Genomic DNA, 20935 nt, shown 5'->3' on the forward strand with positions numbered 1-20935 from the left:
ATGACCGTTCGGGTGCAGGAGGCGGCCTTTGCGCCGGGGGCAGAGCTCGACGCCTTTGCCATGGGGCGCACGGATATGGGCGCGATTGTCAGCTTTACCGGCGTGGTGCGCGATCTCGCCCAGGGCGATCTCGACGTGATGGAGATCGAGCATTACCCGGGCATGACCGAACGCGCGATCACCAAGATCGTGGAGGAGGCCATGACACGCTGGTCCCTCGGGGATGCGCTGGTCATCCACCGCTATGGGCGGATGGGGCCGGGCGATCGGATCATGATGGTGGCTACGGCCGCTCCGCACCGGGTGGATGCCTTTGCGGCGGCGGAGTTCCTGATGGATTACCTGAAATCCCGCGCGCCCTTCTGGAAGAAAGAGATCACCGGCACGGGCGCGTCCTGGGTTGCAGCCACGGACGAGGACGAGGCCGCGCTGACCCGCTGGTGAGGTCGCTGCCCTAGCGTTCGAGCCGGCTGCGCAGCTCTTGCGCCTCGGCCCGCGCCTCGCGCAGCCCGTCCATGGCCGCCGCCAGTTCCGCCTCGGTTTGCGTCATCGCATTTGTCAGCTCGCGCTCGCGCTGGGCGAGATGGGCCTCGGCATCGTCGCGGGCTTCTTCAGCCTCATGCAGGGCCTGGGCCATGCTTTCGAGCTCGCCAAGTTCGGCCTTGGTCACCCGCGACAGCCGCGCGATGGCCCAATGGGTGAACCAGCCCAGAAGAAACACCACGAACAGGATGACCGCCGTGGCGGCGATGAATTCCGTCTGGTTCATTCTGCGGGTCCTTCGCTTGGCTCGTCTGTCGTCTCCCCGGGCGTGCGCACGGGCGGGGTCGGGGGCGTGAAGCTGATCCGCCGGTTCGCCTCCCGTCCCTCTGCGGTCTTGTTATCCGCAATCGGGACTGCTTCGCCATAGCCGATGGCCACGAGATTGCCGGTCAACAACCGCCGCTCGGCCAGTGCGGCCAGCACCGCGTCGGCGCGCGCCTGACTGAGGTTGAGGTTCATGCTCTCCCGGCCCTGATCATCCGTGTGCCCGGCGATCTCGATCTGCACATGGGCGCAATCGGCGATCACCTCGGCAATGCGGTCGATGATCCCCCGCGCTTCGGCGGCGATCTGCGACGAGCCCGGATCGAAGGTGATCTTGCCCTCGGCCTGAATCGCATCGATGCGGGCGAAGCATTCCTCTTCGGTGGGCAGGGCCGTGGCCGGATCGAGGATCGGGTCATAGCGCACGTCCAGCCGCAGATCGGCCTCCTCCGGGATACGCTGGGACAGAAGGCGTGCGACCTCGGCGGGCAGTCCCTCATCCCCCGTGCGCCCGGCAAGTCGCACGAAATCCGGGGATACGGTGACCGACCCGTTATGCAGATGGCTCAGCGCCTCGACCGCAGCCAGCACGCGGATTGACCAGCCCTCGGGCACCTGCGGGGCGACGGAGGTGGCGCTATAGACATTATCCGCCCCAAACAGCGCTTTGGCCAGGGCTGCGGTCACCTCTTTGCGGGTCTCGTCGGTCACGTGCCCCCGCAGTTGCACCAGCCCCTCAGGACTGAGCGTCCCGGTAAAGCGCAGGCGTTCGGGCTCAAAGATCCCCGGTTGCGGCGCTTCGGGTTCGGCCAGCGTGCTGGTCAGCGAGAACACCGCCGGAAGATCCGCGCCAAGCTCGGAGGTCACCCGGTCAAACAGGGCGCGATTGGTGCCCACCGCCCCCACCAGCGTGACATCCGCATCCGACAGGGTCACGGTCCCGCCCCCCAGCGCGTCGATCGCGGCGATGCTGCGGCTGGCCGCGTCGGCCCAGCTCGGCGCGGGGGCGCCAAGGCCAAGGCGGCAGGTCACACTCTCCGGCGCACCGGCGGCCCGCGCCGCGTCGAGGATCTGCGCTTGCGCGGCCTCGGTATCGGCGGCGCAGGCGTCGAACCCGGCGCTGTCATCGGTCTTCGTGAACCGTAGCAGAAAGGGCGTGATGGCCGGGCGCGGGGCCGAGATCTCCAGCGTGACGTCCAGCCCTGCCGGAGCCTGCCGGGTGAGACGGGTCTCCAGCGCGGCCTTCTCTTCGGGGCTGTCGACCAGCGCGCTGACATGAACAGCCTCGGCGGTCACGCTGATCTTCGCCCGCGGCAGGGCGCGCACCGTGTCGAGCGCGAAGCCCACCGCGCCCAGCCAGCGCGTGGGCAGGGGGAAATCCGCGGTTTCGACCATGTTGGTGACCGGGCCGATATCCGCGATCCCGGCGCCCAGAAGGTCCGTGCCCATCTCTGCCGGAACCAGCCCGATGATCGACAGCCCGTCGGAATTGCGCAAAAGCTCCAGCGAAAAGCGGGGCGGGGCGATCTCGGTGGCCTCGACCACCTCCATCCCGTCGATGATGCGGTTGGGCGCGATCACCGTGCCCACCGCCGAAAGCGCCGCGAACCGTGTGGCCTCATCCGGTGCGGTGCCCAGCACGGTCACCCGCAGCCCGTCGATCTGGGCTTGTGCGAACTCCGTCCCGGCCTCGGCCAGCGCGGTTTCGACCCCGGCCAGGGTGCGGGTCTCGACCTCGAGCACGATCGCTCTTGCGGCGAACCCGCAGGCGACGGCAGCGCTGATCAGGGCAAGGGCGGGCAGAACTCTGCGCTTGGTCATGGGCACCAGGACGGTTGTAAAACGGTCCCCCGGTCCTACCGCCAGTGGCGCGCAGGTGCAATCAGGCCAGCAGCGTCACGGCGAGAAACAGCGCGAGGATCAGGCCGGTGTCGCGATTGGCGCGAAACAGCCGGAGGCAGGTGCCCGGATCCTCGGTGTCGAGCTGGCGCAACTGCCACAGCATATGCCAGCCAAAGGCCCAGACGCCGCCCAGCCCGAGCGCCAGTGCCAGCGGCGCCCCGAGCGGAGCCAGAGCCGTGATCACCGCACCGCCCGCCAGCACGGTCGCCGCGATCAGGAAGCCACCCAGCCAGCGCCGGGACTGCGCGCCGAACAGGCGTGCGGTGGACTTCACCCCGATCAGCGCGTCATCCTCGGTGTCCTGATGGGCGTAGATCGTGTCGTAGAACAGGGTCCAGGCGATCCCGGCCACATAGAGCAGGACGCTCGGCGCATCAAAGACCGTGCCTGTCTCGGCGGTCCAGGCCAGCAGCGCGCCCCAGTTAAAGGCAAGGCCCAGAAAGACCTGCGGCCACCAGGTGAAACGTTTGGCAAAGGGATAGATGCAGACCAGCGCAAGTGACCCGATCCCCAACAAGATCGCCGGCAGGTTGAAGGTCAGGAGGATCCCGAAGGCGATCAAGGACTGGATTACCATCCAGATCAGCGCGCCCCGCACCGTGACCTGCCCCGAGGGGATCGGGCGCGAGCGGGTCCGCGCCACTTGCGCGTCATAGTCCCGGTCCGTGATGTCATTCCATGTGCAGCCCGCCCCGCGCATCAGGAAGGCTCCGATGGCGCAGCCGATCAGGATCCACGCCGTGCCGAGGTCGAACCCCTCCCCCGCCGCAGCGCCCAAGAGCGCCGCCCACCAGCAGGGCAGCAGCAAGAGCCATGTGCCGATCGGTCGATCCGCCCGGCTCAGCCGCAGATAGGGGCGCGTCACTTCGGGCGCATAGCGGTCGACCCAATTGTCCGGCGGTGCGTCCGCAACGATGCCCTGTGCCTCGGTCTGCGCGTCGTTGCTCATCGGATCAGCCCTCCATATGCTGCGGTCATGTCGGCCGGAAAGATCAGGCTCTATGTAGAGCACCCTCTGGGGGCGGGGCAAACGCTTGGTTTGTCGCGGGACCAGGCCCATTACCTGTTTGGGGTGATGCGGCGCAAGCTGGGGGAGGTCGTGACCCTCTTCAACGGGCGTGACGGGGCTTGGGCTGCAGAGGTGGTCGAGGCGGGCAAACGCGGCGGTGTGCTGGCGGTGCAGGGGCAAACCGCGCCCCAGCGCGATCCGCCGGATCTCTGGCTCTGTTTTGCGCCGATCAAGAAGGCGCGCACGGATTTCATCGTGGAAAAGGCCACCGAGATGGGTGCGGCGCGCATCCTGCCGGTCCAGACCGCCTTCACCAATGCCGAACGCATCCGGCGGGACCGGCTGCAGGCCCATGCGGTCGAGGCTGCCGAGCAATGCGGCGGAACCTTCGTGCCGGAGGTGGCTGATCTGACCTCGCTCGACGCCCTGCTCCGGGACTGGCCGGCGGATCGCCGGCTGATGTTCTGCGACGAGGCGCTGGCGGGGTCTGATGCGGATCCGACCGGACCGGGCGCGTCCGCGCCCTCGTGCAGCGAGGGCGCCATCGAGGCCTCTTGGGCGATTCTGATCGGTCCCGAGGGCGGGTTTTCCGAAGCCGAGCGCACGCGGCTGCGGGCGATGCCGCAGGCCGAGACGGTGCAGCTGGGTCCGAGGATCCTGCGCGCGGACACCGCCGCGGTGGCGGCCCTGACCGTCTGGCAACAACGCTATGGCGACTGGCGCTGAGCAAGGGCGCGCGCCGCCACGCAATCCCCTGTCGTAAACCAAGGTCACACAAAGCCCGGTCCAAAGCTTGACCGGTTTTTACATCTTGCCTAAAATTTGCGCCATTATGAGTTTGTTCCGAGGACCCGATATGCCCCGTACACCCCTTTTCCTTTCCCTCAGCGCCCTTGCCCTGTCCGCGACTGTGGCCCATGCCGCTCCGGTCTCTCCCGTCAGTTACGATATGCTCAATGGCGAGACCGGGTCCTTTACCTATTTCGACGACACCTATGACGGCACGGTTTCCGGGCGGAACCTGACCGGCGGGACCGGTGATCTGACCGATGGCGTGATTGCAGGCTCGAACTGGAATTCCAGCGGCCAGACCAGCTCCACACCCTATGTCGGTTGGTTAAACGAGACCCCGCGGATCACCTTCGTCTTCGATCAGGTCTATGCATTCAATTCGGCGACCTTCCATTTCGATCACTCGAACGAAGGTGGGGTGGACCAGCCCAGCTCCGTTACGATCAACGGGGTGAACAAGGTCGTTCCCTTCCAGCCGGGCAGCGCGCCCTTCGCATACACCTTTGATTTGACCGGTCAAACGACAGATACGCTTGTGGTCGACCTGTTTCGCAGTGCTCCTTGGGTGTTCCTGTCCGAAGTCACCTTTGACGCCAATGTCTCGCCGGTGCCGATTCCGGCCAGCGCGCTCTTGCTTCTGAGCGGTGTCGCGGGTCTCGGAGCCATGCGGCGCGCCAAGCGTCGGTCCTGACACCGATATTGATTTGAACAGGGGGGGCGCAGGTCGTACAAGGCCTGCGTTTCTCTGTTCAGGTCCACCCATGCCCTTCATCCGACCCGAGATTGCCGAAAGGCTGCGCGACTGGCGCGAGGTGCTGATCTGCATCGGGGTGCTACTGCTCGGGCTCTGGATGACGCAGCAGCCCGGCCCGGTGGTCAAGGGCGTCGGTCTTGTGGCGGCGCTGGCCGGGGCAGGTCTGGGCTTCGTGGCGATCCGGCGCAAGCGTTTCGCGGCCGAGGATGCCGCGCCGGGCATGGTCCTGCTGGATGAGCGCGAGGTGACCTATATGGGGCCCATCGCCGGGGGCTCGGTCGATCTGGACCGATTGAGCGTGCTGCGGTTGCGCCGACAGGCCGGGCGCAAGGTCTGGCTTCTGCAGACCGAAGACGGCAATGCGCTGGCCATTCCGCATGGTGCCGAAGGCGAGACGACCCTGTTTGACGCCTTTGCGGCGCTGCCGGGGCTCCATATGCCCGGGCTTCTGGCGGCGCTCGACTCCTCCGAGGATGGGTCGGTCATTGTGTGGCAACGCACACTGGATCCCAAAGGCCTGCGCTTGACTTCCGGATCCTGACGGGACACCCCGGTGTCAAGAAACGGCCTCGGAGAGGAGCCCCCATGTCCATCCCCCAATCCGGCGGCGGCCCGATCGAGAGCCGCGCGCAACTGGCCGAGTATCTGAGCACAGGCTGTAAACCCAAGGAAGACTGGCGGATCGGCACCGAGCACGAGAAGTTCGGCTATTGCAAGGACACGCTCAAACCGCTGCCCTATGACGGGCCGCGCTCGATCCGGGCGATGCTCGAAGGCCTGCGGGATCGCTTCGGCTGGGCCCCGGTCCTCGAAGGCGGCAAGATCATCGGGCTGGAAAAAGACGGCGCGAATGTCAGCCTCGAGCCGGGTGGGCAACTGGAGCTCAGCGGCGCGCCGCTCGTCTCGATCCATGAGACCTGCGACGAGGTGAATGTCCATCTGCGCGAAGTGCAATCCGTCGCCGAAGAGATCGGAGCCGGGTTCATCGGGCTCGGGGCTGCGCCGATCTGGTCCCATGACGAGATGCCGGTGATGCCCAAAGGCCGCTACAAGTTGATGACCGATTACATGGACCGGGTCGGCACCATGGGCAAAACCATGATGTACCGAACCTGTACGGTGCAGGTGAATCTCGACTTCTCCTCCGAGGCGGACATGGTCCAGAAGCTGCGCGTGGCCCTTGCCCTGCAGCCGGTGGCGACCGCGCTCTTTGCGAATTCCCCGTTCCTCGACGGCAAGCCCAATGGCCACAAGAGCTGGCGCAGCCGGGTCTGGCGCGATCTCGACGCGGACCGCACGGGCATGCTGCCCTTCGTCTTTGACGAGGGGTTCGGGTTCGAGGCTTGGGTCGACTACGCGCTCGATGTGCCGATGTACTTCGTCTATCGCGACGGGGTCTATATCGACGCGCTGGGCCAATCCTTCCGTGACTTCCTTGAGGGGAAGCTGCCGGCCCTGCCGGGCGAGGTCCCGACGCTCAGCGACTGGGCCGATCATCTGACGACGATCTTCCCCGAGGCGCGGATCAAGAAGTTCATCGAGATGCGCGGAGCTGATGGCGGCCCATGGCGCAGGCTTTGCGCGCTGCCCGCCTTCTGGGTTGGGCTGACCTATGATCAGGGCGCGCTGGATGCCGCCTGGGATCTGGTCAAGGACTGGGATGCCGAGACCCGCGACGCCCTGCGTGTGGCGGGGTCCGTGGACGGGCTTCAGGCGGAAGTCGGGGGCATCAAGATGCACGATCTCGCGCGCGAGGTGGTGGCCATCTCCGAGGCGGGGCTCGCCGCGCGCGCAAAGCCCGGTGCCGGGGGCATGATCCCGGATGAGACCCATTTCCTCAACGCGCTGAAAGACAGTCTCGAGACAGGCCGTGTGCCCGCCGATGACCTTCTGGCCGAGTATCACGGGGCCTGGGACGGTGATCTGTCAAAAATCTACGCCGCCTATAGCTACTGATCGCGAGGCGGTGCCTGGGTGCCGGGCTGCGCGGTCATGACAAAAATGACCAACGGTCCCGCGATCGGCACCAAACAGAAGAAGGCCCAGTAGCCGGAGCGGTCCGTGTCGTGGAGCCGCCGCACCAAAACGGCCAGCATCGGCAACAGGAAGATCAGAGCAAACAAAGCTGCAAGGACGCTCAGTTCACTGCCGCCCACAGCAACGAGGGCAAACCCCATCGTGCCCAAGATGTAGCCTAGAAAAGCTCCAGACCTCTTGGCGACTGGCCCGGGAGGTCTGCGAAACGCTGCGGACCAGTCTTCAGAGCGTCCACAATTCCCAGATGGGGCACGTGCCCGATCAGGGGCAAGGCGGCGCATGTCCGGCGCCATGTCAGGACGGCGCTTGCTTGACCCGCGCGAGATAAAGGGCATGGACCTCGGCCTTGCGATCTTCTTCGGTGGCCGGGCCCCGCTGGCTCGGCTTGGGCGGCGCGGGCGCGCGCCGGGTGCCGGGAGAGGCGCCGAACCGGTTCGCACCCGGACTGCCCGGCAGCAGGCTGAACACAAAGAGCACGATGGCCCCCACGAGCGGGACGAAGGCGATCAGCCACCAGAACCCGGAGCGGTCGATATCGTGCAACCGGCGGATCAACAGGCTCCAGGAGGGCAACGAGAAGAGTGCGAAGCACCCCAGCACATAGGCAGGTTCGCGCAGCTTGGCCTCCAGCGCGGCCAGCGTTTCAGGTGTTGCAAGCATTACGCCCGCCATGCCAAGACCGAGACCCAGCAGCGTCAGGTAGAGGTGGAAACACCAGTATTGCGCCCGGTTCGCCCGGCCGCCGAAATTCACGATGTTGATATAGGCGGAAAGGACGGCGCGCAGAAACCCCATCTCTACCCTTTCTTCTTGGCTCCGATCTTCGGTTCTGAGCCAGAAAGCAGGCGAATTATGTTCTCTCTGTGGCGGATCCAGATCAAAACGCCGAGAAATGCGCAGAAAGCCACGGCGTCCGGGCGGCCAAATCCCCAAGCGAAGACCGGGGTCATCAGGGCCGCGATCAGCGCCGAGAGGGACGAAAAGCGGAAGGCCGCCGCGCAGAGCAGCCACATCAGGCAGGCCGCCACGCCGATGGGCCAGGCCAGCGCCAGAAGCGTGCCGAGGAAGGTCGCGACCCCCTTTCCGCCCTTGAATTTCAGGTAGACGGGAAAACAATGGCCGAGAAAGGCCGCCGCCCCGGCAAGCTGTGCGGCATCCTCTCCAAAGACCGCGCGGGCGATCAGGACCGCAACCGCGCCCTTGCCCGCATCGAGGATCAGCGTCGCCGCCGCTGCCGGTTTGCTGCCCGTACGCAGCACATTGGTTGCGCCGATATTACCCGACCCGATCTCGCGCAGATTGCCGAGGCCCATCAGTTTCGCGATGACCATGCCGAAGGGCACCGCCCCCAGCAGGTAGGCCGCCAGCGCCACGAGGGCGAGCAGGCCCGGCGCCGTGGTGATCTCGGGGATCATAGCCCGTCTCGCGCGTAGATCTGCGTGCCGCCGACAAAGCTGCGCAGGACGCGCCCCTGCATCCGCGCGCCGTCAAAGGGCGTGTTCTTGGATTTCGAATGCAGCTTGGCACGGTCCAGCACGAAGGGCGCGTCCGGGTCGAACAGCACCAGATCCGCAGGCGCGCCGACCGCCATCCGCCCCTGGGGCAGGCCGAGACGGTCGGCCGGGTTCAGGCTCAGGGCGCGCCACAGGACCGGCAAGCTCAGATCCCCGGAATGCACCAGCCGCAGGGCCGCAGGCAGCAGCGTTTCCAACCCGACCGCGCCCGAAGCGGCCTCTTCAAAGGGCAGGCGCTTGCTTTCTTCATCCTGCGGCGTGTGCATGGAGCAGATCACATCGATCACCCCCTGGGCCACCGCCTCGACCATGGCGAGGCGGTCGTCTTCGCTGCGCAATGGGGGTTTGACCTTGAAGAAGGTGCGATAGTCTCCCACGTCGAACTCGTTCAGCGTCAGGTGATGGATCGACACACCGGCCGTCACATCGAGTCCGATCTCCTTGGCGCGGGTCAGCGCGGGCAACGCTCGCGCCGTGGTGATCTGGTCCGCGTGATAGCGCGCGCCCGTCATCTCGACGAGGGCGAGGTCCCGTTCCAGCCCCATGCGTTCCGCCATCGGCGAGACCGCAGGCAGACCGCGCAGGGTCGCGAATTTGCCCGAGGTCACCGCCGCCCCGGCGCTCAGCCCCGGATCCTGCGGATGGGCCATGACCAGCGCTCCGAGGCTCGCCGCATAGCTCAGGCATCGAGAGAACACCTTGGGATTTTCGACCACATGGTCGCCATCGGAAAAGGCCACCGCCCCGGCATCGCGGAGAAAGCCGATCTCGACCATCTCGCGCCCGGCCCGGCCCTTGGTAAGCGCCGCCATGGGGGCCAGCCTTACCGGGCTCATCTGGGCGGCGCGACGGGCTGCGAATTCGAGGGTTTCGGGGCTGTCGATGGTGGGCGAGGTATCGGCGCGGGTGACCATGGTGGTCACGCCGCCGGCGGCCGCCGCGCGCCCGGCGGTCTTGAAGCTTTCCTTGTGGCGCTCGCCCGGCTCGCCGACCTTGACCCCGATATCGACGATCCCGGGGGCGAGACACTTGCCCGCGCAATCCACGATCTCGGCCTCGGCGGGCAAGGTGTCGGCAGGCGACAGGATCCGGGCGATCACGCCCCCCTCGATCAGCACGCCGCCCGCGCTGATCTCGGCAGCAGCAGGATCGATCACGCGGGCATTGATCAGGGCGGTCGGGCGCTGGGACATCACGCTCCCCCTCGGGCCAGAAGAAGGACAAGCCCGACCGCGACCAGCAGCCCCAGCAGAATGAAGGGCAGCTTGCCGACACCCTTGGGCGCGGCAGCGGGCGGGGCGCTTGCGGGCGCGGGCATCGGGTCGGCGGGGCGGGCGGGGATTGCGCCGCTCAGCGGGACGTCGGCCATCTCATAGGCGCCGATGAAGGTCAGATCCGGCCCCGGGCGCAAGGTCTGCGCCTCAAAGCCCAGGGCGCGCGACAGCACGATCAGCACCTCGCCCTCCAGCGCGTCGAGCCGGGACCGATCCGCGCTCAGCTGCGCATGGGGAATGTCCATGGCCGTCGCCAGATACTGGGTCAGGCCCAGCTCGCGGATATCGGCGAGGGTGATCGTTTCGGTATAGGTCGGATCGATCCGGTAGACGCCGAGCATGGCCTGCAGGCGGGTGGCCTCGGCGGCGATCGCTTCGGGGCTCTGCTCCAGACGGCTGAGAAAGCTCTGGGCGGTGCCCGTGCCCTCGCTCGCGCCGTTCACGGCAAAGATGCGGACCATGCCGGTTTCATTGGCCGGGATCTCGATCATTGCGCGGCCCCGTCGGGTTTGGGTTCGGTTTGGGGCGCGGTCTCGGCGGGCGGACGGGCTTTGGCTCGGCCCGCGGCCTCTTCGATGGCCACCTTGGCGGTCTGCGCCTCGGCAAGGTACTTGATCAGATGCTTGTCGCCTTGCGCTGTGATGACCTGCACCGAACTGCCGAGCATGCGCACGGTGGTGATGTCGCGAAGCGCCATTTTGCGCCATCCGGGACCTTCGAGCCGGTCGCGGCTCAGCTCCCAACTGATCGCCAGTTCCTCGGAGCTCAGATACCAGCCGCGCAGGGCAATCGCGGCCAGCCCGCCCACGGCCCCGGTCCAGGGGTAGGGATTGCCCATCGCCCAGAGCACGCCCATCCCGATCGCCATGGCGATGGCGGCCATGGTCGCATAGGCGCGCAGATAGGCCATCCGGTCCGGGCGAAAGACGGTCACGCTCATACCATGACCCCGGCGGGCGCGCTGTGCAGGTTCCGCGCCAGCAGATCCATGGCAGCCATGCGCACGGCGACACCCATCTCGACCTGTTCCTGAATCACCGAGCGGTTGATGTCATCGGCCAGGGTGCCGTCGATCTCGACCCCGCGATTCATCGGGCCGGGATGCATGACGATGGCGTCGGGCTTGGCATAGGCGAGCTTCTCTGCGTCGAGCCCGTAGCGGTGGTAGTATTCCCGCTCCGACGGGATGAAGCCGCCATCCATGCGCTCGCGCTGGAGCCGCAGCATCATGACCACATCGACGCCGTCGAGCCCGGCTTTCATGTCCTCATAGACCTCGACGCCAAGGGCGGCGACCTCGGAGGGCATCAGGGTGCGCGGGCCGACGAGGCGGATCCGGTTCTCCATCTTGCCGAGCAGCAGGATGTTCGAACGGGCAACCCGGGAATGGGCGATATCCCCGCAGATCGCGATGTTGAGCCGGTGCAGCTTGCCTTTGGCGCGCCGGATCGTCAGCGCATCGAGCAGGGCCTGGGTCGGGTGCTCATGCCGTCCGTCCCCGGCATTGAGCACGGCGCAATTGACCTTCTCGGCGAGCAGGTTCACCGCCCCGGAATGGGGGTGGCGCACCACCAGCAGGTCCGGGTGCATGGCGTTGAGGGTCATGGCCGTGTCGATCAGGGTTTCGCCCTTTTTGATCGAGGAGGCGCGCACTTCCATGTTCATCACATCCGCGCCGAGGCGCTTGCCGGCGATCTCGAAGCTGGCCTGGGTGCGGGTGGAGTTCTCGAAGAACATGTTGATCTGGGTGAGGCCGCGCAGGGCGTCCGCGTGCTTGTCCTTGCGGCGGTTCAGATCCGCATAGCGGTCGGCCAGATCCAGAAGGGTGACAATCTCGTCCGGGGCGAGGGTTTCGATGCCCAGAAGGTGGCGCGCGCGAAAGGTCATGGGAGCCTCGGAGTGAGTTGCCCGCTTATAGGCGCAGGCGGGTCGGACGGGCAAGGGGAGGGGCGGGGGGAACACATCCGATTGCGGCGCCGCGTCGCGCTGGGTAGGGTCGCGCCATGGATCAGGAGCTGGATTATCACGCCCTGCGCGCGGCGCTGGAATGGCAGGTGGAGCTTGGGGCGACCGAGGCCATCGGGGATGTGCCCGTGGACCGCACGGCGATCCCGGCCAGCGCGCCGAAAGCGGCACCCGTGGCGGCGTCTGGCACGCCAGACGCCGCGGACCCGCCCCAGGTCAGCGATCCGGCACAGCAGGCGCTGTCGGATGCGAGGAGCGCGTCCGCGCGGTCAGAGACTCTGACCGCGCTACGAGAGGCCTTGGCCGCCTATCCCCATTGCGAGCTGCGCAAGGGCGCGCGCAACCTTGTTTTCGGCGATGGCCAGCCCGGGGCGCGGGTGATGATCCTCGGCGAGGCGCCCGGCCGCGACGAAGACCGTGAGGGCCGACCCTTTGTTGGCCGCGCCGGGCAAATGCTGGACCGGATGTTCGGGGCCATCGGGCTCGACCGGTCGGACCCGGATCCAGCCAAGGCGCTCTACATCACCAATGTCCTGCCCTGGCGTCCGCCCCAGAACCGCGACCCGCGTCCGGACGAGATCGCCATGATGATGCCCTTCGTGCAGCGCCATGTGGCGTTGGCCGATCCGGACATCCTCGTGCTGATGGGCAACATCTCCTGCCAGGCCGTTCTGGGGCGCAAGGGGATCACCCGGTTGCGCGGCCAGTGGACCGAGGCCATGGACCGCCCGGTCCTGCCGATGTTTCACCCGGCCTTCCTGCTGCGCCAACCGGCCCAGAAACGCGCGGCCTGGGCGGATCTGCTCAGCCTGCAGGCCAAACTCAGAGGTATGTCATGAGCCGCATCGACGAGAGCAAACCCTTCATGCCCTTGAAAATCGCGGTCCTCGCGGTTTCGGACACGCGTGCTTTGGAGGAAGACCGCTCGGGCCAGACCCTCGTGGACCGGATCGAGGGCGCGGGCCACAAGGTCGCTGCCCGCACCATCCTGCGCGACGAGCGGACCGAGATCGCCGCGCAGCTCCGCAGCTGGTGCTCGGACCCGGAGATCGACGTCATCCTCAGCACCGGGGGCACCGGCCTGACCGGGCGGGATGTCACCGTCGAGGCCCATCGGGACGTCTATGAAAAGGAAATTGAGGCCTTTGGCACGGTCTTCACCATCGTCTCGATGAAGAAGATCGGCACCTCGGCGGTGCAATCGCGCGCCTGCGGGGGCGTGGCCAATGGCACTTACCTGTTCGCTCTGCCCGGCAGCACCGGCGCCTGCAAGGATGCCTGGGACGAGATCTTGCAATGGCAGTTCGACTATCGTCACCGGCCCTGCAACTTCGTCGAGATCCTGCCCCGGCTGGACGAGCACCTGCGCCGCAAGTGAGCGCAGGGCCCGGGGGTGCGGTCAGGCCTCCGGAGGGTTCCGTCGTCCCAGATCGCGCCGTTGAGCCGCAGGTTGTGCTCATCCACGGCACTCGGGGGCCCGCTGGGCAGTTGGGCGAGGGTCATCAGCTTGCGGTCATCCGCCGGGCGGGTCGGTCGTGTACGCGCTGGATTCGCTGATCATCACCTTGCGCGGAACCACACCCCGGTTACGGGCGGCAGGGTCGAGTCCGGTGGCTGCCTTGCCGAACTCAATGATGCCGGAACCGATGGGCCAGCCTCCGGTCCAAACTCAGATGGCAGGCAGGAACCGCATGGGCGTTCGTGATGGCGACATGGATCGGCGCGTTGGGCCGGGTCACGATGGCGGCGTGATAGTCGAACATTGGACCGCGTCTGGGCCGGGCGCAGATCGAGGGGATCTCGCGCCGGGGACGGGATCGTTGTGTGGGAACACCATGTCCCCCCGCGCCACGCAGGCTGGAGCGGTTTCGCGCAGGCCGGCAACGGGGCGCAGGGATCGTGATGGCAGGCCCTCTACTGCACAACCCGCAGCGGATTCGTGCGATCCGCATCGTTATCATCGAAATAGGTTTTGGTTTCGACCCCGGGCAGGGTGGCGAATTCTTCCATGATGGTGACGGGGAACCATGTGGTGCTCAGGCTCTCGAATCCCGGGAAGTCCTGCAGGATGGAGGAGGTCACCCGTGCGCAATTGGCCTTGCCCACCGCCCCGTTCGCCGCAAAGGCCGCGATCATCGCATCGGCGGTGGCGGGATCGACCTCAATGCGCTGTTCAACAACGCTCCAATCCTCGCGGGCGTGGTAGTCGATGTAGTGGTTTTCCAGCCACGGGGTGATCCCGTAATGCAGATCATTGCGTTCGGGCGATTGCGGATACCACCAGGTGCCCGCCGGATCCCAGATGACCCGCTCGCTCCCGTCGATCAGGAGCGCCGTGTGCCCGCCCTCGCCCGAGCGAATGCGGATCACCGTGTAGAGCGTGACCGACGTGGTGCCGCCATCCGCATAGCGGTACTGGCTCACCTCGGCGTCAGAGGCCCATTCGGACGGCCCGCCACAGGCGGCCAGTCCAAGGGTTGTCCCCAGCAAGAGCCATGGGGTCAGGCGCATCGCTGGGCGATCCCGGCTTAGCCGTTGACCATGTAGATGAAGAGCAGGAGGGCGATGATGATGATCGTCGACCACTTCGTGATGGCGATGAAGCCATTGAAGGTCTTTTCCTGCTCGGTCGTGTCCATGCTGCCGTGCTTGTGCTCTTCGGCCATGATGTTTCTCCCGTTCGCGTTAATCCCGACCCGCCTAGCCTATCCGAAAGCCGCTGTCACGGGGCCTGCGCCGGAGCGGGGGCCGCAGGGGCCTCTGTCGCGACAGCGTGCCACAGCCGCACGCCATCCGCCCGCAGGGTGAAGTCGGCCTGCCCCGTGGCGCGCAGGTGGTTGAGATGGGCAACCGCCTCGACCAGCGCGAGCCCGTAGGTATCGCCGGTGATCTTCCGCTTGAAGAGCAGGGGAAAGCAGTCCGGTGCGCTGCGCGGCTTCTCGGCCAGAAAAGCCCGCAGCCTGGGCAGGGCGTTGTGATGGTTCTCGATCAATTGCCGCAAGCGGATCGGCAGCCCGGTGAAGGGCAGCTTGTGGCCCGGCAGGACGAGCTGGTCCTCGGTCGCATAGGCCTGCAGGCGGGTGCAGCTCTCGAGCCACTCGCTGAGCGGGTCGGCCTCGGGCTCGGTGGCGTAGACCCCGATATTGGGTGAGATCGTCGACAGGAGTTGATCGCCCCCCAGCACGAGCGCGCCATCCGTGCTCCAGAGCGTGGCGTGCTCGGGCGCGTGGCCATGGCCGATATGGATGTCCCAGTCGCGCCCGCCCGCGTGGATCCGGTCGCCCTCCTGCAGGCGGGTGAACCCCAACGGCATCGGCGCCACGATATCGGCGAAGTTGAAGGGGCGCTCGGCGGCGCGCTGGGCGAGGATCTCGGGATCCATCCCGGCGCGGGTCCAGAAGGCGAGCGTTTCGGGCGCAGGCAGGGCCTGCTCGTCGAAGGTCAGCATCCGCGCCATCAGCCAGGCGGTGCGCGTGGTCAGCAGCTCGGCGCCATGGGCGCTCTGAAACCAGCCGGCGCAGCCGATATGATCGGGATGGTGATGGGTCACGATTACCCGGCGCACGGGTTTGCCGACCAGTGGCCCGGCAAGGATGTCCTCCCACAGCGCGCGGGAGCGGCGGGAGAACATGCCCGTATCCACGAGGGTCCAGCCATCGCCATCGTCCAGCGCGAAGACATTCACATGGTCGAGCACCATGGGCAAAGGCAGCCGGATCCACAGGATGCCCGGAGCCACTTCGGTGGCGGTGCCCGGCGCGGGCGGTGTGTCAAACGGGGTTCGGAGAGGCCCCAGAGGTTTGTTCATACGGCTTGCTCTTGGGGCATCTTCATCAGGCAACGAGATCCTCGGCGCTCAGGGCGTAGAGATCCTTATCCCCTGCAAGCGCCTGACGGGCAAGGGCGGCATGCTCCGGCAAGAGGCGCAGGACAAAGAACCGTGCCAGATCCGTACGCGGCCCGGATCCCCCCTCGGCCAAGGCCGCAGCGAGATGGGCATACCCGCCCAGAACCCGGGCCGTGGCGGCCAGGAACGGGCTCGCCCCGGCAAATCGCGCATTCAGCCGGGTCTCGGCCACCAGCGCCTCGGTTGTCTCGCGCAGGGTCTCGCAAGCCTGCCACACGGGCTCGGCCAGATCGGGCAGGCGCGCGCGGGCGGTCTCGGCCAGCGCCTCGATCTCGTCCAGCAGCCGGGCCATGGCCTCGCCGCCATCGCTGAGCTTGCGCCCCACCAGATCCATGGCCTGAATGCCATTCGTGCCCTCGTAGATCGCGGTGACCCGGACATCGCGCAGGAATTGCGCGGCCCCGGTTTCCTCGATCACGCCCATCCCGCCATGGACCTGCAGGCCCAGATCCGAGACGCGGATGCCGGTTTCGGTGCCATAGGCCTTGCAGATCGGGGTCAGCAGAGCGGCCCGTGCGGCCCAATGGCCTTGGCCCGTGGCCTCGCTCATATCCGTGGCCACCGCGGTCGAGAGTGCGATGGCCCGCGCGGCAAAGGTCTCGGCCCGCATGGTCAGGAGCATCCGGCGCACATCCGCATGGGCGAGGATCGTCGGATCGCCCTCCACCGGCGTGCGGCCCTGCTTGCGCTCCAGCGCGTAATGCAGGGCGTGCTGATAGGCGGCCTCGGCCACACCGATCCCCTGCACGCCGACGCCCAGCCGGGCATTGTTCATCATGGTGAACATCGCGCGCATCCCGCCATGCTCCGGCCCCACGAGCCAGCCGGTTGCGCCGTCATACTGCATGACGGCGGTGGGGCTGCCATGCAGGCCCATCTTATGCTCGAGGCTCACGACCTTGAGGCTGTTGGCCATGCCCGCCGCCCCGTCCGCATCCGGCAGGCGCTTGGGCACCAGAAACAGGCTGATCCCCTTGGTCCCCGGACCGCCATCGGGCAGCCGCGCCAGCACCAGGTGACAGACGTTTTCGGTGAAATCGTTATCGCCCCAGCTGATATAGATCTTCTGCCCGGTGATCGCGTAGGTGCCGTCGCCATTGGGCACCGCCTTGGTGCTGAGCGCGCCCACATCCGACCCGGCCTGGGGCTCGGTCAGGTTCATCGTTCCGGACCATTCGCCGGAGACGAGCCTGGGCAGGTAGAGCGCCTTGATCTCGTCCGAGGCATGGGCCTCCAGCGCTTCGATCTGGCCTTGGGTCATCAAAGGCGCAAGCTGCAGCGAGAGGCAGGCGCTCGACAGCATCTCGTTCATGCAGGTGGTCAGCGCCATGGGAAGGCCCATCCCGCCGAACTCCGGATCGGCGGACATGCCAACCCAACCGCCCTCGGCAATCGCGCCATAGCCGTCGGCAAAGCCCGGCGAGGTCCGCACGACACCGTTCTCCAACCGCGCCGGATGCAGATCCCCGGCCCGTTGCAGGGGCGCGATCTCGGTCTCGCAGAGCTTGCCCGCCTCGCTCAGGATCGCCTCGGTCAGGTCAGGTGTCGTTTCGGCAAAGCGCGCGGTGGCCTGCAGCGCGGGAAAGCCCACCACATGCTCGAGCAGGAAGCGGAAGTCGCTGAGAGGGGCGGTATAGGGCATGGAGCCTCCTTTGGGCCGACCGGTCGCAGGCGCGCCGGTCTTGGCAGGGGCGCGGTGTCGGTTTATGGGCTGATCGCTGAGGGTGACCTTAGGCAGGGGGCGCGGCCCCCTCAAATGAAACGCAGCGTCACGAAAGGGGCCGCGCGGTGCAGACCAGACGTCTTGATCCCAGTGATACGGGCCTTGCGGCCGCGGCCGAGATCCTGCGCGCGGGCGGGCGCGTGGCCTTTCCGACCGAGACCGTCTACGGGCTCGGCGCCGATGCGCGCCAAGAGGCGGCGGTGGCCGGGATCTATGCCGCCAAGGGCCGCCCCAGCTTCAACCCGCTGATCGTCCATGTCCCGGACCTGCAGGCGGTGCGGGATCTGGTCGAGCTCCCCGCGCTGGCCGAGCAGGCGGCGCGGGCCTTCTGGCCCGGGGCGCTGACCCTTGTGCTGCCCTTGCGGGCGGGGGCGGGCATCTCGCCGCTGGTGACGGCGGGGCTTGAGACGCTCGCGGTGCGCGTGCCCGCCCATCCCGTTGCGCGCAGGCTGCTGCAGGTGTTTGGCGGGCCTGTGGCCGCGCCGTCGGCCAACCCCTCGGGCCAGGTCAGCCCGACCCGGGCCGATCACGTGCTGCAGGGGCTCGACGGGCGGATCGATGCGGTGGTCGATGGCGGGGCCTGCCCGGTGGGGGTTGAATCAACCATTCTCTCGGTACTGGGCGAGGGGCCGCGCCTGCTCCGTCCCGGCGGCGTGACGTCCGAGGCGCTGGAGGAGGCGCTGGGGCAGGCGGTGCCACTTGGCGGGCCTGCCGGGCCGCAGCCCACGGCCCCGGGTCAGCTTGCATCCCATTACGCACCCGAGGCTGCGGTGCGGCTCAATGCCCGTGCGGCGGAGCCGGGCGAGGTCTGGCTCGGCTTCGGGCCCGATAGCGCAGGCGCGCTCCTGTCCCTCTCCGAGACCGGGGATCTGGATGAGGCCGCCGCGGGCCTCTTTCACGCCCTGCGCGCCATGGATGCCTTGGCTGCGGGGCGGCGGATCGCGGTGGCACCGATCCCCGAGACCGGGTTGGGGCGCGCCATCAATGATCGCCTGCGCCGGGCTGCAGCGCCCCGGGATTGACCGATCGGGGCAATTGACCGCCCTGCCGCCCCGTGATCGACTGCGAAAGCCGGGTGCAAGACAGCGAGACGAGGCGCATGGAAATCCGCGATACAACCCCCGAGGACAGGGCCGCCATTCTGGCCCTGTACCCCAAGGCCTTCCCGGAGGAGGACTTGACCGCCCTTGCGGCGGATCTGCTCGATGCCGCCGGGGCAGAGATCCTGTCCCTCATGGCGGTCGAGGGGGCGGCGGTGCTGGGCCATGTGGTCTTCACCCGTTGCATACCGCAGGGCGATGGACGCCGCGGCGCCCTGCTCGGGCCGCTGCTGGCAACGCCGGAGCGCCACGGGCAAGGCATCGGCTCGGCGCTCGTCGCGGCCGGGCACGCTCGGCTCGATGCCGAGGGCGTGGCCGAGGTGCTGGTCCTGGGCGATCCCGCCTATTACGGACGGTTCGGCTTTGCCCAATCCGACCGGGTCAGCGCCCCATACAGCTTGCCCGAAGACTGGGCACCCGCCTGGCAATCCCTGCGGCTCGGAAACAGGCAGGGCCTTGCGGCGGGCCCGCTCGATGTGCCGAAGGTCTGGCGCAATCCGGTCTATTGGGGCCCTTGAACGAAGCCTCCACACCCAGCCCGACCCGGGCGACCGCCCTAGCCGGTCAGGCCCGCCCGCCGGTCGCCGAGAGCATCATCGGATCGATCCCGAGGCTCGCCAGAGCCATCTGCCATTTGCGATCGGGATCCGGTGAAAACACGATCTCGGGCTCTGCGTCGCAGGTCAGCCAGCCATTGCGCTGCAGCTCGTCCTCCAGCTGCCCCGGACCCCAGCCCGCATAGCCCAGAGCGAGGAAACAGCGATCGGGCCCGGTTCCCCGGGAAAGATCTTCTAACACATCCAGCGTCGCAGTCATGCCGAAGGCGCCATCCACCTGAAGGGTCGACTCGTTGCCCGAGTAGTCCGAGGAATGCAGCACAAAACCCCGCCCACCCTCGACCGGGCCACCGTAATGAACCGCCACCGCCGTGGCCTCCGCCGGGGGCGGGGCGATCTTGAGCTGCGCCAGCAGGTCCGAGAATTTCAGCTCCGGCGTCGGCTTGTTCACGATCAGCCCCATCGCGCCATCATCGGAATGGGCGCAGATGAAGACAACGCTGTGCTCGAACCGCGGATCCCCCATTCCGGGCATCGCGATCAGAAGCTTTCCGCTCAGGCTGTCAGTGGTGTTCCGCTCGTCCATGGGCCGAAAATGGGGGGCCTCTCAGCCCGTTACAATAGGCGCTTTGTCTCACGCAGCCTGTGCGCCTTGGTCTCACGCAGCCTGTGCGCCTTGGTCTCACGGAGCATCGCCGAAACGTGATTTCCGTTCGCAGGCCCCATGGCTAGGATCGCGCCCCATGATACAGCAGCTTTCCTTCCGCGCCGCGGCCCGGCTTTGCGTCCTTCTGGCGGCCCCGGTCGCACCTGTTGCCATGGCCCTGCCGGCCTTGGGCCAGAGCTTTGGCAACCCGGATGTGGTGAAGGTTGATGTGCTGCCCGGCTGGCGCGAGGCGGACGGGACCCATTATGCCGGGGTCCGGATCCAGCTCGCCCCGGGTTGGAAAACCTATTGGCGCACACCGGGCGACGGGGGCATTCCGCCCCAATTCGACCTGACGGGGTCCGGCAACCTTGTGGGGTTCGCCCCGCATATGCCGCGGCCCACGGTGTTTGACGAGGACGGCTTGCGCTCGGTGGGCTACAAGACCGAGGTGGTCTTCCCCCTCCGGCTTTCGGCGGAAACCGCCGATGCGCCCATCGCGCTCAACGGGTCGCTCTTCATCGGGGTCTGCGAAGAGATCTGCATGCCCGCAGAGGTGCAGCTTGATGCGGTGCTGACCGCACCGGGGCAGAGCAGTGCGCTGATCGCTGCCGCGCTGGAGGCGGAACCGACCCGGCTCAACACCCCTATGACCTGCGCCTTCGAGCCTACGGAGGAAGGCCTGCGTGTGCGGGCCGTTGTGGATGCCCCGCAGCAAAACGGCGAGGTGGCCGTGCTCGAACTGCCGGATCCCATGCTCTGGGTGTCCCATGCCACGACGGCGCGCGAGGGCGGCAAGGTCGTTGCCGAAGCCGAGATCCGCTCCGGCCATGACGGCCCGATCCAGATCGCCCGCGAGGATCTGCGCCTGACGCTGATCTCTGCCGGGGCGGCCTATGACGTGCAGGGATGCCGCTCCTGACCCCGAAAGCGCGCCGCGCCGCGTGA

The 20935-nt window shown here is 67.2% G+C and carries 26 protein-coding genes; 10 read left to right on the forward strand and 16 right to left on the reverse strand.

The window, feature by feature from the left end; genetic code table 11:
- Complete coding sequence (locus ACP15I_RS19840) at positions 1-444, forward strand: molybdenum cofactor biosynthesis protein MoaE (protein WP_424976384.1); 444 nt, start codon at positions 1-3, stop codon at positions 442-444.
- A gap of 10 nt (positions 445-454) precedes the next feature.
- Here the strand turns inward: ACP15I_RS19840 and ACP15I_RS19845 are convergent, their stop codons facing one another.
- From ACP15I_RS19845 to ubiA, 3 genes are all read right to left on the reverse strand, one after another.
- Positions 455-769 carry a hypothetical protein gene (locus ACP15I_RS19845; RefSeq protein WP_424968231.1) on the reverse strand — a complete coding sequence of 105 codons (315 nt, stop codon included), beginning with the start codon at positions 767-769 and terminating at the stop codon, positions 455-457.
- Positions 766-2628 (reverse strand): OmpA family protein, encoded by a 1863-nt coding sequence (locus ACP15I_RS19850; RefSeq protein ID WP_424976385.1) that lies wholly within the window; start codon positions 2626-2628, stop codon positions 766-768. Before ACP15I_RS19850 ends, ACP15I_RS19845 begins: the two co-directional genes overlap by 4 nt.
- Before the next feature lie 61 nt (positions 2629-2689).
- Positions 2690-3658 carry a 4-hydroxybenzoate octaprenyltransferase gene (gene ubiA, locus ACP15I_RS19855; protein WP_424976386.1) on the reverse strand — a complete coding sequence of 323 codons (969 nt, stop codon included), beginning with the start codon at positions 3656-3658 and terminating at the stop codon, positions 2690-2692.
- A 27-nt stretch (positions 3659-3685) separates the two neighbouring features.
- Here ubiA and ACP15I_RS19860 point away from each other — a divergent pair, with 27 nt between their 5' ends.
- From ACP15I_RS19860 to ACP15I_RS19875, 4 genes are all read left to right on the forward strand, one after another.
- Positions 3686-4444 (forward strand): 16S rRNA (uracil(1498)-N(3))-methyltransferase, encoded by a 759-nt coding sequence (locus tag ACP15I_RS19860; RefSeq protein ID WP_424976387.1) that lies wholly within the window; start codon positions 3686-3688, stop codon positions 4442-4444.
- A 130-nt stretch (positions 4445-4574) separates the two neighbouring features.
- Positions 4575-5201 (forward strand): VPLPA-CTERM sorting domain-containing protein, encoded by a 627-nt coding sequence (locus ACP15I_RS19865; protein ID WP_424968227.1) that lies wholly within the window; start codon positions 4575-4577, stop codon positions 5199-5201.
- Between the two features lie 70 nt (positions 5202-5271).
- Positions 5272-5805, forward strand: coding sequence for a hypothetical protein (locus tag ACP15I_RS19870; protein WP_424976388.1), 534 nt, complete (start codon positions 5272-5274; stop codon positions 5803-5805).
- Positions 5806-5849: 44 nt separating this feature from the next.
- Positions 5850-7220 carry a glutamate--cysteine ligase gene (locus ACP15I_RS19875; protein ID WP_424976389.1) on the forward strand — a complete coding sequence of 457 codons (1371 nt, stop codon included), beginning with the start codon at positions 5850-5852 and terminating at the stop codon, positions 7218-7220.
- Here the strand turns inward: ACP15I_RS19875 and ACP15I_RS19880 are convergent.
- Genes ACP15I_RS19880 through ACP15I_RS19910 form a run of 7 tightly spaced genes read right to left on the reverse strand, consistent with a single transcriptional unit; the run spans position 7214 to position 11976 of the window.
- Positions 7214-7636, reverse strand: coding sequence for a DUF805 domain-containing protein (locus tag ACP15I_RS19880; RefSeq protein ID WP_424976390.1), 423 nt, complete (start codon positions 7634-7636; stop codon positions 7214-7216). The two genes, ACP15I_RS19875 and ACP15I_RS19880, sit on opposite strands and share 7 nt — an antisense overlap.
- On the reverse strand, positions 7596-8096 hold the full coding sequence (locus ACP15I_RS19885) for a DUF805 domain-containing protein (RefSeq protein ID WP_424976391.1): 501 nt from the start codon (positions 8094-8096) through the stop codon (positions 7596-7598). The genes ACP15I_RS19880 and ACP15I_RS19885 overlap by 41 nt, the downstream gene beginning before the upstream one ends.
- Before the next feature lie 2 nt (positions 8097-8098).
- Positions 8099-8716, reverse strand: coding sequence for a glycerol-3-phosphate 1-O-acyltransferase PlsY (plsY, locus tag ACP15I_RS19890; RefSeq protein ID WP_424976392.1), 618 nt, complete (start codon positions 8714-8716; stop codon positions 8099-8101).
- Complete coding sequence (gene pyrC, locus ACP15I_RS19895) at positions 8713-10008, reverse strand: dihydroorotase (protein WP_424976393.1); 1296 nt, start codon at positions 10006-10008, stop codon at positions 8713-8715. The genes plsY and pyrC overlap by 4 nt, the downstream gene beginning before the upstream one ends.
- Complete coding sequence (locus ACP15I_RS19900; protein ID WP_424976394.1) at positions 10008-10580, reverse strand: hypothetical protein; 573 nt, start codon at positions 10578-10580, stop codon at positions 10008-10010. Before ACP15I_RS19900 ends, pyrC begins: the two co-directional genes overlap by 1 nt.
- A complete protein-coding gene (locus ACP15I_RS19905; RefSeq protein ID WP_424976395.1) occupies positions 10577-11029 on the reverse strand; it encodes a hypothetical protein in 453 nt (150 codons plus the stop codon). The genes ACP15I_RS19900 and ACP15I_RS19905 overlap by 4 nt, the downstream gene beginning before the upstream one ends.
- The gene (locus ACP15I_RS19910; RefSeq protein ID WP_424976396.1) at positions 11026-11976 is read right to left on the reverse strand and encodes an aspartate carbamoyltransferase catalytic subunit; all 951 of its coding nucleotides are present in this window, start codon (positions 11974-11976) and stop codon (positions 11026-11028) included. The genes ACP15I_RS19905 and ACP15I_RS19910 overlap by 4 nt, the downstream gene beginning before the upstream one ends.
- Positions 11977-12092: 116 nt before the next feature.
- Here ACP15I_RS19910 and ACP15I_RS19915 point away from each other — a divergent pair, with 116 nt between their 5' ends.
- Both ACP15I_RS19915 and moaB read left to right on the forward strand, forming a co-directional pair.
- On the forward strand, positions 12093-12893 hold the full coding sequence (locus tag ACP15I_RS19915; protein WP_424976397.1) for a uracil-DNA glycosylase: 801 nt from the start codon (positions 12093-12095) through the stop codon (positions 12891-12893).
- A complete protein-coding gene (gene moaB / locus ACP15I_RS19920) occupies positions 12890-13432 on the forward strand; it encodes a molybdenum cofactor biosynthesis protein B (RefSeq protein WP_424976398.1) in 543 nt (180 codons plus the stop codon). Before ACP15I_RS19915 ends, moaB begins: the two co-directional genes overlap by 4 nt.
- 250 nt (positions 13433-13682) lie before the next feature.
- On the opposite strand, the gene ACP15I_RS19925 is transcribed toward moaB, so the two are convergent.
- The 5 genes from ACP15I_RS19925 to ACP15I_RS19945 form a co-directional block, all read right to left on the reverse strand.
- Positions 13683-13817, reverse strand: coding sequence for a hypothetical protein (locus tag ACP15I_RS19925; RefSeq protein WP_424976399.1), 135 nt, complete (start codon positions 13815-13817; stop codon positions 13683-13685).
- Between the two features lie 151 nt (positions 13818-13968).
- Positions 13969-14565, reverse strand: coding sequence for a hypothetical protein (locus tag ACP15I_RS19930; RefSeq protein ID WP_424968214.1), 597 nt, complete (start codon positions 14563-14565; stop codon positions 13969-13971).
- Positions 14566-14582: 17 nt separating this feature from the next.
- The gene (locus ACP15I_RS19935; RefSeq protein ID WP_424968213.1) at positions 14583-14720 is read right to left on the reverse strand and encodes an aa3-type cytochrome c oxidase subunit IV; all 138 of its coding nucleotides are present in this window, start codon (positions 14718-14720) and stop codon (positions 14583-14585) included.
- A 56-nt stretch (positions 14721-14776) separates the two neighbouring features.
- Entirely contained in the window at positions 14777-15862 is a 1086-nt protein-coding gene (locus ACP15I_RS19940) for an MBL fold metallo-hydrolase (RefSeq protein ID WP_424976400.1), read from the reverse strand.
- A gap of 25 nt (positions 15863-15887) precedes the next feature.
- Positions 15888-17603: an acyl-CoA dehydrogenase gene (locus tag ACP15I_RS19945; RefSeq protein WP_424976401.1), complete on the reverse strand. Its 1716-nt coding sequence runs from the start codon at positions 17601-17603 to the stop codon at positions 15888-15890.
- 146 nt (positions 17604-17749) lie between these two features.
- Between ACP15I_RS19945 and ACP15I_RS19950 the strand changes: the two genes are divergently transcribed.
- Together ACP15I_RS19950 and ACP15I_RS19955 are read left to right on the forward strand one after the other, a co-directional pair.
- A complete protein-coding gene (locus tag ACP15I_RS19950; RefSeq protein WP_424968209.1) occupies positions 17750-18706 on the forward strand; it encodes an L-threonylcarbamoyladenylate synthase in 957 nt (318 codons plus the stop codon).
- A 32-nt stretch (positions 18707-18738) separates the two neighbouring features.
- Positions 18739-19302, forward strand: coding sequence for a GNAT family N-acetyltransferase (locus ACP15I_RS19955; protein WP_424968208.1), 564 nt, complete (start codon positions 18739-18741; stop codon positions 19300-19302).
- A 46-nt stretch (positions 19303-19348) separates the two neighbouring features.
- Here the strand turns inward: ACP15I_RS19955 and ACP15I_RS19960 are convergent, their stop codons facing one another.
- Positions 19349-19927: a YqgE/AlgH family protein gene (locus tag ACP15I_RS19960; RefSeq protein ID WP_424968207.1), complete on the reverse strand. Its 579-nt coding sequence runs from the start codon at positions 19925-19927 to the stop codon at positions 19349-19351.
- Positions 19928-20084: 157 nt separating this feature from the next.
- Here ACP15I_RS19960 and ACP15I_RS19965 point away from each other — a divergent pair, with 157 nt between their 5' ends.
- Positions 20085-20909, forward strand: coding sequence for a protein-disulfide reductase DsbD domain-containing protein (locus tag ACP15I_RS19965; RefSeq protein WP_424976402.1), 825 nt, complete (start codon positions 20085-20087; stop codon positions 20907-20909).
- Positions 20910-20935 lie beyond the last annotated feature (26 nt).

It is taken from the genome of Dinoroseobacter sp. S124A (assembly GCF_049801015.1).
Classification (GTDB): Bacteria; Pseudomonadota; Alphaproteobacteria; order Rhodobacterales; family Rhodobacteraceae; genus Dinoroseobacter.

Coding starts and splice junctions, on each gene's coding strand:
- ACP15I_RS19840 (WP_424976384.1), top strand. CDS start 1: ATGACCGTTCGGGTGCAGGAGGCGGCCTTTGCGCCGGGGGCAGAGCTC.
- ACP15I_RS19845 (WP_424968231.1), bottom strand. CDS start 769: ATGAACCAGACGGAATTCATCGCCGCCACGGCGGTCATCCTGTTCGTG.
- ACP15I_RS19850 (WP_424976385.1), bottom strand. CDS start 2,628: ATGACCAAGCGCAGAGTTCTGCCCGCCCTTGCCCTGATCAGCGCTGCC.
- ubiA (WP_424976386.1), bottom strand. CDS start 3,658: ATGAGCAACGACGCGCAGACCGAGGCACAGGGCATCGTTGCGGACGCA.
- ACP15I_RS19860 (WP_424976387.1), top strand. CDS start 3,686: ATGTCGGCCGGAAAGATCAGGCTCTATGTAGAGCACCCTCTGGGGGCG.
- ACP15I_RS19865 (WP_424968227.1), top strand. CDS start 4,575: ATGCCCCGTACACCCCTTTTCCTTTCCCTCAGCGCCCTTGCCCTGTCC.
- ACP15I_RS19870 (WP_424976388.1), top strand. CDS start 5,272: ATGCCCTTCATCCGACCCGAGATTGCCGAAAGGCTGCGCGACTGGCGC.
- ACP15I_RS19875 (WP_424976389.1), top strand. CDS start 5,850: ATGTCCATCCCCCAATCCGGCGGCGGCCCGATCGAGAGCCGCGCGCAA.
- ACP15I_RS19880 (WP_424976390.1), bottom strand. CDS start 7,636: ATGCCCTTTATCTCGCGCGGGTCAAGCAAGCGCCGTCCTGACATGGCG.
- ACP15I_RS19885 (WP_424976391.1), bottom strand. CDS start 8,096: ATGGGGTTTCTGCGCGCCGTCCTTTCCGCCTATATCAACATCGTGAAT.
- plsY (WP_424976392.1), bottom strand. CDS start 8,716: ATGATCCCCGAGATCACCACGGCGCCGGGCCTGCTCGCCCTCGTGGCG.
- pyrC (WP_424976393.1), bottom strand. CDS start 10,008: ATGTCCCAGCGCCCGACCGCCCTGATCAATGCCCGCGTGATCGATCCT.
- ACP15I_RS19900 (WP_424976394.1), bottom strand. CDS start 10,580: ATGATCGAGATCCCGGCCAATGAAACCGGCATGGTCCGCATCTTTGCC.
- ACP15I_RS19905 (WP_424976395.1), bottom strand. CDS start 11,029: ATGAGCGTGACCGTCTTTCGCCCGGACCGGATGGCCTATCTGCGCGCC.
- ACP15I_RS19910 (WP_424976396.1), bottom strand. CDS start 11,976: ATGACCTTTCGCGCGCGCCACCTTCTGGGCATCGAAACCCTCGCCCCG.
- ACP15I_RS19915 (WP_424976397.1), top strand. CDS start 12,093: ATGGATCAGGAGCTGGATTATCACGCCCTGCGCGCGGCGCTGGAATGG.
- moaB (WP_424976398.1), top strand. CDS start 12,890: ATGAGCCGCATCGACGAGAGCAAACCCTTCATGCCCTTGAAAATCGCG.
- ACP15I_RS19925 (WP_424976399.1), bottom strand. CDS start 13,817: ATGTTCGACTATCACGCCGCCATCGTGACCCGGCCCAACGCGCCGATC.
- ACP15I_RS19930 (WP_424968214.1), bottom strand. CDS start 14,565: ATGCGCCTGACCCCATGGCTCTTGCTGGGGACAACCCTTGGACTGGCC.
- ACP15I_RS19935 (WP_424968213.1), bottom strand. CDS start 14,720: ATGGCCGAAGAGCACAAGCACGGCAGCATGGACACGACCGAGCAGGAA.
- ACP15I_RS19940 (WP_424976400.1), bottom strand. CDS start 15,862: ATGAACAAACCTCTGGGGCCTCTCCGAACCCCGTTTGACACACCGCCC.
- ACP15I_RS19945 (WP_424976401.1), bottom strand. CDS start 17,603: ATGCCCTATACCGCCCCTCTCAGCGACTTCCGCTTCCTGCTCGAGCAT.
- ACP15I_RS19960 (WP_424968207.1), bottom strand. CDS start 19,927: ATGGACGAGCGGAACACCACTGACAGCCTGAGCGGAAAGCTTCTGATC.
- ACP15I_RS19965 (WP_424976402.1), top strand. CDS start 20,085: ATGATACAGCAGCTTTCCTTCCGCGCCGCGGCCCGGCTTTGCGTCCTT.